Raw genomic sequence first — 12,058 nt, 5'->3', positions numbered from 1 at the left:
TCCTCAGATTTGCCCGCAGAAAGGCACCGGCGGCCTTGCGGGACAAGATATTTTGATAGAGGCGATGACACGAATGATCGCTTACCATCGCCGGAGCCTGACAAAGCAGGCTCCGGTAAATCACTGCTCATTCCCTCAGGGGCTATCGCAAAATTGGCTGCCTACCGGGCTATGACGTCTATCGCCCTTGCGATGCGTCTTATGATCATCCGCCAGTTTTGTCAGCAACGCGTTTCGCGGAAGATTTATCCGAAGACTTCCCGGCGGTGAGACGGTCAAACGGCAGCACACGCAAGCCCTCCGCTGCTGTATTCCACACTAACAGCACCTTTTTTCCGTCAATCAACGGGATGGGATAATCCGTCGCTCCGGCGGATTCCATCAAACGCTGAGGCGCACTCCAGGACACACCGCTATCATTCGAATACATCATTTGTGCGGAATAAGAGCGACCGTCAAATTCACGCCAGGTGAGGAGAACCGTTTTACCCTCCGCAGCTACCGATGCATGATTTGCCTGAGCTGCGGGATCGCCGATAGGCATTGGCTGCGACTCCCAATCGCCACCGAGACGTTTGTAAAATAGTCCCTGACGGGCTGCGCCATTGGTAAACCAGACCAGATGCAACTGGCCTTGGCGATCGGCCGCAATGCCGCCCCCATTATGGGGACAGGCATCAATCTTCCACTCATCATCCGTGGCGCGCCGCTTTCCGCCTTTATCCAGATTTGCAATGGCGAAATCACGTGTGTTGACACCGAAAATGTTTCGCCAAAAGACTACCGGGCCTTCCTGCGTCCAGGTGAGTGCAATCCGGCAGCACTCGCAGGTATGCGTTTGGAATTTTCGGTTTGCGCTGAAATTAACGCCGTTATCATTGGATTGCGCGGTATAAACCGATACTCCGGAAAACTCCCCGCCTTGCTCCCTTGCCGCATCCCGATCACGTGCGTCGAGCCATGCCACCACGACCCTGCCAGCGCCATCGATGGCCAGCGAATCAAAACGATGACTGGTAATGCGATCGTCATCATTCAGGGTGGCGGGTTTCGAAAAGGTCCGGCCTGAATCTGCCGAACGTGCGAAACGAACATTGCCTGAATATTTCTGTGGCAGCGACTGTATCCAGGTCAGAAGCACGGTACCATCGCGTGCAATGGCGATCTTGGGACGATTCTCTCCATCAGCCGATATATTTTCCGGCTCAGGTGTCACGACAACAGGATTGGAAAAACTTTTTCCCTCATCATCCGACCGGGAAACCAGCAGCCGTTGATTCTCCACTTTCGCCAACCATAACCGGCCGCTTTCATCCAATGTTACGCCCACTCCCAGCGTCGTCTTGGGAGGCCGGGGTTTCGCATACGCCTGATCTTCCAAGGCCGGATCCGGGTGACTCGCGTGCACGGCGGCTGAAGTGCTCAGCAAAAGCATGACTCCAATATGATAAATCCGTTGCCGCCGCATAACTTCCTCCCATCACTATACCGGGCTGTGAGAATAATCCATTTCAGGAAGTATGAGAATGCGACAAATTGTCGCATTCGCCACGCGACATATACCCTGAGCCAGTTGGCGGTAATTGATTCTTATTGGTCATTGTGAGTAGACAACAATAAAAAACTATCCGGAGTCGGCTTGTTTTTAGTGCGGGTTCAACATTTTCTTCCTTCTCCACGTTGTTAAAAACCCTTTTGAGATTGGCGTTTTTTTTAGCGTTATGCTCGTGCATCATTCGTTCTTGCCGCATTTTCGAAATGAGCCACCCTGCAATAAATGGCCCACTGGCTACGAGCGCCGGTACAGCGAGCACAAATTGGGTAACGACATGTTCGCGTCCGGGTGCCAAGCAACTGCACGAATGATTTTAATGATGATAGCTTTTCTGCGAACTATTGCTATCCCTTGAAAGGAGAATTACATAATGATCCGTAGTTCGAAAAGTATGAATGCGGCGGTATTCGCGCGGGTAAGTTTCGTATTCCTGGCTCTTTTGAACTTGAGTGATTCACACGCCAATAGCTTGACAAACTTGTTCAAGGAAAGCGGTTTGGAAGTGGGTGGCTGGATCAATGGCGGTGCGACCTATAATGCGAATAATCCTTCGGATGGTTTCAATGGCACCGTTACTTTCGCGGACCGGGCCAATCGGTTTCAGTTAAACCAGTTCAATATATTTTTACAGCGCCCAGTGGTATCCCAAGGTAAGGAATGGGATATTGGAGGCCGTTTTGATTTTCTTTTTGGGACGGACGCCATCTACGCCCAGGCTTTCGGCATTTCCGCCTTCGATGAAAATACAGGCGAGCCTTCCGATCGGGGGAACTGGGATCTTAATTTGTGCTGCAAATCCACCCGCACTTACGGCATCGCACTACCGCAAGCCTATCTGGAGACGTATATGCCAATCGGTAATGGCCTCAATATCAAGGTGGGTCATTTTTATACGCCACTTGGTTACGAGACCGTTCCGGCGCCTGACAATTTCTTCTATACACGTGCCTATATCCTGAATAGCGGGGAACCGTTCACCCATACCGGCTTGCTGGGTAACTATACCGTGAATGATAATTGGTCAGTGCTAGGCGGTGCTACCACGGGCAGCGCAACCGGAGGCTGGGATGGCGGCTTTGATAAGCAGCTGGATAACTGGGGCGGATTAGGTGCCATCTTGTGGAGCAGTGACGATAAAAGAACCTCGGCTACCGTCGGCGGAACCTATGGCCAGTCAGCGACCAATGACCCCTGGATTATGTATAGCGTTGTTCTGCAGCATCGGATCACGCCCAGAACCCACATGGTCGTGCACCACACTCATGGCTGGGCGGGGAGTATTAATCTGCCGGAAGGCATCAAGAATGCCGAATGGTATAGCGTTAATACGCACTTAACATATGACCTTTTCCATGACCTTTCCATCGGCATTCGTGCTGAGCGGTTCAACGATAGAGATGGCTGGCGTGTCTTTTCGCCCTATCGGATACTATCCGCGACCAATAATAAGGGCGTTAGCTATGCCGGCAACATCCCTTTTATCAGTGCGCCTGCAGACTATTACGCAGTTACCCTGGGCATGAACTGGAAGCCGGCGAGGCGGCTGAAAATGAACTGGAAGCCAATGGAGAAACTGAATATCCGGCCAAATATCCGCTATGACAGGGCGGATGGCATTGAGGTGGCGTTTCGGCCGTTTGACGGCAGGAAGGATCAGTTCCTGTTTTCGCTGGATGCGACGATCCCTTTCTGATTCAGATCAACAAAAGCGGCAACAGTTTGGCAAACATCGCCCGGATGTCAGGAACGCTAGAACCCACCCACACCATCAGACGTTTGAGAGTCATACGCAACATGATTGGTGTGGAGCATGGAAGCTATCTGCCGATGCATAGCAGCGGCCTGCAGGGTTGCCTTGACTGTCTTTTCGTAATTGCGAATTAACGCGTGCGTATGCGATTGAAGATCTTGCGCCCGCCGGCCATAAATGTAGCTTTTATCCTCATAGTGCTCCAGCAGCTCCTTTTTTTCCGCTACCTTTGCCTGCATCTGCGCTGCCGCATCTTCATAATATCTTGCCAGCCTCTCATGATCGCTTTGGGTGGTGGCATTCTGGGCCGCTGTACGGATCTCGGGTGTGTCAAGAGGTTCGGCCGCCATCGCGATAGGGCTTAGCAAGGCCAGCAGAGCCGCAATCGATAAGGCAAGAATATTGGTTAGCTTTGTTTTCATGACAGCAGTGAAGCAAGTCGGAATAGAGTAGTTTCATCCTAACTCACCCAGCGTCATGGGTACATTGGGGAAACCCTGGTTTTATTCTAAGGAAAACCATTATTGTTAAAAATGACCATAATGCGCCAAGGGATTAATTTCCGCCTTGCAAGCCGGAACATTCGGCATGGTAACTAGGGCCTGTTAACACTTATTTCGCACCCGCGTTGCTGCACAAAAAATGCGAATGCCGCGTTTTTTGTGCAGCAACCCGAAGGGGCGGGAGGGATTACATACCAAGAATGCTTGCACCCTATCCCCTCATTTCGAGTTTATACCGTTGCCAGGCCGCTTCTTTCTTAAGTACAGTGTTAACCACCCGCATGACGCCGGCGATATTAACGGGCTTATTGTGGTACTCAATGCGTCCGGTCAGGGTAATATCCGGATGCAGCTTGCCGCTCTGGTAGAGCGACCATATTTCCCTGCCATAGTCAGTCGTGAGCAATTCGGGAGCAAAGCGGCCAAAGTAGGCGGCCAAGTTATCCATGTCGCGTACCAGTATACCGCGGGCGTTGTTGTTGGCCGCCGCGTCAATGGCCTGAGGCAGGTCGATGATGACAAGCCCGTCGCGGCCGGCAAGCACATTGTATTCAGACAAATCGCCGTGAACGATGCCGGCGCAAAGCATGCGCACCACCTGCCTGATAAGGGTGAGGTGGTGCGCGCACGCCTGTTCCGCCGTGAGCGCCAGATCATTGAGCCGGGGGGCGGCCTCGCCATTGGCGCCGGTCACCAGTTCCATCAGCAGCACGCCTTCGAAGAAATTATAGGGCCGCGGCACACGTACGCCAGCGGCGGCAAGACGGCACAAGGAATCCACTTCCACGCTTCGCCAGGCATCTTCCTGCGCCTTGCGCCCGTAACGGGTGCCCTTCTCCATGGCGCGGGTGCGGCGGCTGTTCTTCACTCTACGGCCTTCGGTATAATCGACACTCTGGCGGAAGCTGCGCGCGTTAGCTTCTTTGTATACCTTGGCGCAACAAATTGCTTCTCCGCAGCGAACCACGTAGACCATGGCTTCCTTGCCGCTCATGAGCTGGCAGATGACTTCATCGACGAGGCCCTCCTCGACGAGCGGTTCAATTCTTTTCGGAATTTTCATGAGCATTTCCGAGCGTGCAATACTTGCCGCAAGCCGCTCGTCTCCTTGTCAAATCAAATTAAATCCAAACCCGGCAGTTGATCGCTCGCCTTTCACTCATTTTTCAGTTGGGCGTCATGATCCACCGCGAGTTCTCGCACTACGATTCAAGTTAAATTGTAAGGAGGGAAGATCAGCTTGGGAATGTGACATATTGCCGCGCGACAACATGTCACACCACTTTGCACATTTCGGCGAAAACAGCCATCCAGAAATAGACTCTTGCCGAATGAGCCATCAGCGGATGCCCTGGCCGGCACTCACGTGCGGATAGCAGAAGCGCTTTCATTTCATTACGATGCAATGTAAAACACCCGCGGGTGAGTAATCTCAAAGTTGATGAGACCCTATGTTCAACTGATTTTCTTATCCGCGTGAATCAATGGCGGCAATCCATTGTCCGTGGGCGTTATGGCTAAACGACACTCTCATCATGATGCGTACTCTTGACCCACTCTTGTACCACCAGACTGCCTACCATATCTCCTTCAACGTTAACCGCCGTGCGGAATGCATCCAGTAAGCGATCAATGGGAAGGAGAATAGCGATAGCCTCCGCGGGCAGGCCAACCGATTGCAACACCAGCACCATGGTTACCATGCCGGCACTGGGAATGCCAGGCGCACCCATTGCACCGATCATGGCCATGAAAAACACGATCATCTGCTGCATGAGATTGAGTTCTATACCCACCAGATTGGCGACAAACAGCGCCGCGGCGGCCTCGTATAACGCGGTCCCATCCATGTTAAGTGTGGCGCCGAGCGGTACGACGAAACCCGCGATATCGCGTTTGACATGCAGATGCTGTTCCACACAGCGCAAGGTGACAGGCAAAGTGGCCGAACTGGAACTGGTGGCAAAAGCCGTTACCAGCGCCTCGCGCGCACCGCGCCAGAATTTGAGCGGCGCCATGCCGGTCACCAGATAAAGTATCAGTGGCAGCACCACCACACCATGCAATAGCGTAGTGCCCACCACCACCACGATAAATTTTATCAGCGTCGCAAGCAGGGCAGTATCCTGGGTGGCGACCAGTTGTAGCAACAGCGCCATGATGCCTAATGGTGCCAGCCGCATGATCCAGTCCACCAGCATCAGTATCAATTCCAGAAATTCCTGCAACAAAACAATAATATTGGCGTAGCGCTCGCCACCCACTACCAGAGCTATCCCCAGCAAAAGTGCGAAAACCACTACCGCGAGCACATCACCCTGAGCTAATGCCGTTATGGGATTCTGAAACAGTGAATGCAGAAAATGGGCAAAGAACTCGGGTAGAGACATCTGCTTGGCCTCAAAACCCCGCATGGCATCCTGAAACATCGCAAGCTGAAGTCCCTCGCCAGGGCGAAAAAGATTGGCAGCGGTCAATCCCAGTATCACCGCAAGCGCCATGGAAAATATAAAGAAACCCAGTGTGGCTTTCCATACCTTGTGCATCTGCCGGTGCGCACGCAAGTTGGCAACCCCAACCGCGATAGAGGTGAATACCAGCGGAATCAGCACCATTTTCAACAAATCAATAAACAATGTGCCGATCAACCTAGCGACATAGAGCCCGTTTTGCGCGACGGCTGATTCTTGTCCAAGCCCGGAAAACCCCATACCCAGCAAGATGCCAGCCAGCACACCGAATAGAATCTGCGTGTTAAGCGATATTTTCTTCAACGGTTGATTCTGTTTATGAAATACAATTTTCGGGCGAATAACTCGAAAGATACCTGTTCGCAATAGGATCAACTAAAGGATATCAACACGAAATGTTCGAAGACCTCGCAGACTCTTGCAGGCCGCGAGACAACAATACCAGATTTCTTGATCAAAAAAAGCCGGGTGATATCAGGCCTGGTGGATAATCGAATTAATGAGGATAGATCCGCGGCTCTATTTATATACGACAACCAATCCGCTTCTTGCTGCGTATAGCATCCAGCTTGCGAGTAAACGCATGTTGTTAACATTAACCTTGCGGAAATCGGCGCGGAATATTTTGGGTGGTTATAATCCCGTATGATTGACGGCCTTTCTTTCTCGCTTGTCACCCCCCCGTTAATAGCGTTTACGGTAACGCTTATCCTGATTGGGTGGTTGATAAAGAGCAGCGTCCTTAATGTCCTGGATCATCCTAACCCCCGCTCCCTCCATACCCGGGCCGTTCGCCGCACCGGTGGGCTCGGTATGATGTTGGGTGTAGCGGCTTCGTGGGGGTCTATCCCTGCGACCCTGCCAATTTCCGTATCGCTAGGCATCGCCCTTCTGGTGCTGGTATCTTTTGCCGACGATATTTTTGGTCTGCCTGTACTGGGGCGGTTGCTGATGCATGGCGCGGTGGCCGTCTGGTTCTCGGTCGCACTGCTACTCGAAGCGCACGGGTGGATGATCGTTACAATAATCACCATTTTGGTCATCTGGATGATCAATCTTTATAATTTCATGGACGGCTCGGATGGATTGGCGGGTGGTATGACGCTAATTGGTTTCACGTGCTACGGCCTGACCGCCTGGCTTGCCGGAGACGAATCATTTGCCGTGATAAACTTCTGTGTTGCCGCAACCGCTGCCGCTTTTTTGATATTTAATTTTTATCCCGCACGTATTTTCATGGGAGACGCCGGCGCGATTCCACTGGGATTTCTAGCCGCATCACTGGGTGTGATAGGCTGGGTGAATAACTCGTGGCCACTGTGGCTACCGGTACTGGTTTTTTCTCCATTTATTGCCGATGCTTCTGTTACGCTCGTAAGACGTTGCCTGAGCGGCGAACGATTCTGGCAGGCACATCGCGCTCATTATTACCAGCGTATGGTGCGTAGCGGTCTTGGTCATCGCAATACGGCACTGCTGGGTTATATTCTGATGCTGGGCTCGGGTGTCAGCGCAATGTGGGCCATGCACCAGGATATTACCGTTCAGCTTGGCGTCGGCGTGATTTGGGGCGGAATTTATTTGAGTATGATGATTGTGTCCGAACGGTATTTGGAGCCCTCTCCCGGCGACTGACAGAATGCCTTTACCCAAGCCCAACATACGCACAGCAATCGCTTTCGTTCATGATATCGCCGCAACGGTCGTAGCGTGGGGACTCGCTTATTCGTTCCGTTTCAATTTCGAAATACCCTCTTCATACTTGAAATCTTTTTGGGAAATCCTGCCTTGGGTCATCCCGATTCATGCGGCGACATTCCTATGGTTTGGCCTATATCGCGGACTTTGGCACTACGCAAGCTTGCCGGACTTGCGACGTATTCTGCTTGCGGTGTTGACATCGGCGGCGGCAGTGCCGCTGGTGTTATTCATGCTACAGATACTGGCCGGCACACCACGTACCGTGCTGCTGCTGGCTCCTATTCTGCTTCTGCTTATCATGGGAGGCAGCCGCCTGGCTTACCGCTTATGGAAGGAGCATCGACTCTATGGATTAAAAAAAATCGAGGGTAATCTTGTCCTGGTGTTGGGGGCGGGCGACGGTGCAATCGGTCTGGTAAAAGAGCTCGCCCGCAGCGTGCAATGGCGAGTAGCAGGATTGCTGGATGACGATCCCGCAAAACGCGGAATGATGCTGCATGGTTTCAAGGTACTGGGTCGCATCAACGAGCTGCCTGCCGTAGCGGAAAAACTGGGTGTGGCCCACGCCATTATTGCAATGACGCCCACCGCGATCGATCGCCGGAAGATTCGCCGCTCTCAACTTGACCGCCGTCATTCCGATCGCCTTCACCGCGATCGCCGGCATGCGCTGGAAATGTGTTCAACCGCTGGAGTCAAGGCCTTAATCGTACCTTCTTATGACGATCTGATCAGCGGCAAAATCACCGTATCGCAAATCCGAAATGTTGAGCTGGATGATTTGCTGGGACGAGATCCGGTGGTGCTGGATAACGACAGGCTGCATGACTTGCTGGCGGGAAAAACGATACTGGTTACTGGAGCCGGCGGTTCAATCGGATCGGAGTTATGCCGGCAGATTGCCAAGTTTGAGCCGTGCCGTCTGGTATTGTTTGAATTGAATGAATTCGTGCTCTATAACATCGAACAGGAGCTCAGAATCAGTTTTCCGGAAATGCCGATGGTATTCATGATAGGTGATATCAAGGACCCGGCCCGGCTATCTCAGGTGTTTACGCAGTTCCAGCCCGCCGTTGTTTTTCATGCGGCTGCTTACAAGCATGTCCCGCTGATGGAGCAGGAGAATGCCTGGCAAGCCGTCCTGAACAATGTATGGGGAACTTATGTCCTGGCGCGGACGGCAATCCAGCATGGAGTGGAAAAATTCGTACTGATCTCGACCGATAAAGCCGTCAATCCCACGAACGTCATGGGTGCCAGCAAGCGGCTGGCCGAGATGATTTGCCAGGCATTGCAGCAATCCGTTTGCCTGTCGGCGGGGGAAGATCCGGGTGATGCGGTCCAGAAAACATGTTTTGTCATGGTACGTTTTGGTAACGTGCTGGGTAGCACAGGCAGTGTGATTCCAAAATTCCGCGAACAGATTGCAAAAGGGGGGCCGATAACCGTCACCCATTCCGAGGTTACACGCTACTTCATGTCCATACCTGAAGCCGCGCAGCTGGTGCTGCAAGCCGGCTTAATGGGAGGGAAAGAAGGTGGTGGAGAAATTTTCGTGCTGGATATGGGCGAGCCCATCAAGATTGCAGACCTGGCAAAGGATATGATTCGTCTATCAGGCCTCACCGAGGGAGATATCAAGATTGTCTACAATGGATTACGCCCTGGGGAAAAGCTCTACGAAGAGTTATTGGCCGACGATGAAAACACTTTGCCTACACCGCATTCCAAACTGCGCATCGCCCAGGCTCGCCAGGTAGACGCACAATGGCTGACAGATCTCGTAGCATGGCTGAATGAACACCCGGTACTCAGCGATGAGGAAGTCAAACAGGGGTTAACAAGATGGGTGCCGGAGTACAAACAGGGAATCGAGCTAGGCAATCAGTAAATAACGGGTTCAACCTAAATCCGGTAGTTGGACGGGGTGAGGTGTGCGGTTTTTGGGGTGCAGGGCAAGGCGCAACGACGCGGAATGGTGCGACCGCGTAGGGCGGAGCAGTGCCTTCCGCAGGAAGGTGTGACCCCGCAGCGGGATGCGGGTGCCTCGGAACGCGGTCGCGGCATCCCCTGCGCTGCCCGATCCCCGCTTCGCGGGGCCCCTCGTGCCACGCTCCGGGGCGCCCCATTCCAAGAAGTTGCAACGCAGCTATGTGCCGCAAAAACTGTGCAATTCACCCCGTAGCAGCCTCACCCGGAAGGTGAGAGTCAAATAATAAGAAATATTGTTATTAATCAAAACACTGATCTATTAAATGAGCGGTCAACTACCGGATTTAGGTTCAAACAAAAGTTCGAGCAAGCCTGGCATAAGCACCTTCTTTGGTAAGTAATTCCCGGTGACCGCCGATTTCGGCGATGCGTCCTTTTTGCAGCACTACAATACGATCCGCTCTCTCCACGGTGAATAAACGATGCGCTATGACGAGCGTGGTGCGTCCGTGCATCAGGGCTTCCAACGCCGCCTGCACATGATGACTGGTTTCGAAGTCCGGCATCTGAAGCGTCTCGTCCATGATCAGGATAGGCGAATCTCTCAGCAATGCCCGGGCAATGGCGACACGCAGCCGTTGTCCGCTGGAAAGTTTTACGCCTCGCTCCCCTACTAAGGTTTGCAATCCCTGCGGCATTTCCCGAATGAATTCCATTGCGTGAGCAGCCTGTGCCGCGGCAGTGATCCTGGATTCCGTTTCACGTCCCATGGCGCCATAAGCGATGTTGGCCGCCACCGTATCGTTGAATAGTGTTGCGCCTTCGGAAACCAGCGCGATATTGGCGCGTAGACTGGCTAGCGTGAGGCTTGCCAGATCATGGCCATCAAGCAGAACTCTCCCCGCCGTGGGACGAATGAAACGTGGCACCATATTCACGAGGGTGCCCTTGTCGCACTCGGAGAGACCCACCAGCGCCAATGTCTCCCCCGGTTGTATGGTCAGCGTGATATCCAGTACTTCGCCCGCACCCGAGCTTATTCCGGAACTTACGGAGCCACGGCAAAAACTGACCTGTTCGAATCGCAGTTCCCCAAGCGCACGGTCGATGATAATTGTTCCTGTATCCGTTCCTGTATCCGGTTCAGCCGCCTGATCCAGTAACGAGAATATGCTCTCGGCAGCGGCAAACTCCTGCTGCCGGAACTCTTTTACACCGGCGATACGCTTCAGCGGCGCACTCAGCATCAGCATGGCCACGACGATGGATACTAAACCGCCCACCGTGGTTTCATTGGCGAAGGCTTGCTGCGTCGCAAGATATAATATGATCACCAGCGCAACGGAGGTTGCAAATTGCACCAGCGGAACGCTTAAAGCCGAAATGGCGATCTGCCTCATGGTAAAGTCGCGCACCCGGTTTGCTTCCTCTCCCATGCGATGTGTTTCGTATCGCCGGCCTCCGTAAAGCCTGACCACCCTATGGTTTTCAATGGACTCCTTTAATACCTGAATGATGCTATCCGCTGTTTGCCGCGCTTTCCTCTCCACACTTTGCAGCCGCTCGCCGACGGACCGCATGATCAGCAGGATCACGGATACCATCAATAAAGCCAGTATCGAAAGTTTCCAGTTAAGATAGAGCATCCACGCCAATAACCCGATAACAGTCAACGTGTCGCGCACCATTACGGTTATTACGCCGATGACGGTACAAGTGAGCCGGGCGATATCGGACGTGAGTCTGGCAACGAGACTGCCACCGGGCTGGCTGGAATAATAACAATCAGGCAGGATCAATAACTTATCGAACATTTCCGCCCGCAAATCCACCACCAGTTTGCTGCTTACCCAGTTGATCGCATAGGTGCTGATATAGCCTGCCACACCGCGCGCCGCAAACAACACGATGATTGCCAGCAGAACCAGCTGCATCGATTCCGTGTCCTTATTGACAAAAGCGCCGTCCAGCAGCGGCACTGTCAATGCGGCTATCATCGGCGCGGTAGCCGCCATCGCAATCATACCCATCAGCGAGAATACGAACACTTCCCAATAGGGCACGATATATTTCATCAGGCGCAAGTACAACTGGCGGCTGTTCATGGCTTAAGGATCTTGCGTGAATGAAAAGATAAAACCGGGAA

8 protein-coding genes are annotated in these 12,058 nt (G+C 52.9%); 3 read left to right on the top strand and 5 right to left on the bottom strand.

Translation table 11 applies throughout. The features are described from left to right. Positions 1 to 205 precede the first annotated feature (205 nt). Positions 206 to 1,435, bottom strand: a complete 1,230-nt coding sequence (locus tag BLR00_RS05430) for a sialidase family protein (RefSeq protein WP_256324054.1) — start codon at positions 1,433 to 1,435, stop codon at positions 206 to 208. Between the two features lie 490 nt (positions 1,436 to 1,925). Here BLR00_RS05430 and BLR00_RS05425 point away from each other — a divergent pair, with 490 nt between their 5' ends. Then, entirely contained in the window at positions 1,926 to 3,248 is a 1,323-nt protein-coding gene (locus BLR00_RS05425) for a porin (protein WP_074631311.1), read from the top strand. A 56-nt stretch (positions 3,249 to 3,304) separates the two neighbouring features. On the opposite strand, the gene BLR00_RS05420 is transcribed toward BLR00_RS05425, so the two are convergent. The 3 genes from BLR00_RS05420 to BLR00_RS05410 form a co-directional block, all read right to left on the bottom strand. Then, positions 3,305 to 3,727 carry a hypothetical protein gene (locus tag BLR00_RS05420; RefSeq protein WP_074631309.1) on the bottom strand — a complete coding sequence of 141 codons (423 nt, stop codon included), beginning with the start codon at positions 3,725 to 3,727 and terminating at the stop codon, positions 3,305 to 3,307. A 292-nt stretch (positions 3,728 to 4,019) separates the two neighbouring features. Then, positions 4,020 to 4,871 carry a PA4780 family RIO1-like protein kinase gene (locus tag BLR00_RS05415; protein ID WP_074631307.1) on the bottom strand — a complete coding sequence of 284 codons (852 nt, stop codon included), beginning with the start codon at positions 4,869 to 4,871 and terminating at the stop codon, positions 4,020 to 4,022. A gap of 454 nt (positions 4,872 to 5,325) precedes the next feature. Next, entirely contained in the window at positions 5,326 to 6,582 is a 1,257-nt protein-coding gene (locus tag BLR00_RS05410; RefSeq protein ID WP_074634148.1) for a dicarboxylate/amino acid:cation symporter, read from the bottom strand. Between the two features lie 342 nt (positions 6,583 to 6,924). On the opposite strand from BLR00_RS05410, the gene BLR00_RS05405 reads away from it, so the two are divergent. Continuing rightward, entirely contained in the window at positions 6,925 to 7,914 is a 990-nt protein-coding gene (locus tag BLR00_RS05405; protein ID WP_074631304.1) for an MraY family glycosyltransferase, read from the top strand. A 4-nt stretch (positions 7,915 to 7,918) separates the two neighbouring features. Further along, positions 7,919 to 9,871, top strand: coding sequence for a polysaccharide biosynthesis protein (locus BLR00_RS05400; protein ID WP_074631302.1), 1,953 nt, complete (start codon positions 7,919 to 7,921; stop codon positions 9,869 to 9,871). A 391-nt stretch (positions 9,872 to 10,262) separates the two neighbouring features. Here the strand turns inward: BLR00_RS05400 and msbA are convergent, their stop codons facing one another. Continuing rightward, entirely contained in the window at positions 10,263 to 12,017 is a 1,755-nt protein-coding gene (gene msbA, locus BLR00_RS05395; RefSeq protein ID WP_074631299.1) for a lipid A export permease/ATP-binding protein MsbA, read from the bottom strand. Positions 12,018 to 12,058: the final 41 nt, after the last annotated feature.

Source organism: Nitrosospira multiformis, assembly GCF_900103165.1.
GTDB lineage: Bacteria > Pseudomonadota > Gammaproteobacteria > Burkholderiales > Nitrosomonadaceae > Nitrosospira > Nitrosospira multiformis_D.
The sequence above is the reverse complement of the archived record's forward strand: the minus strand, read 5'-3'. Positions and strand labels throughout refer to the sequence as shown.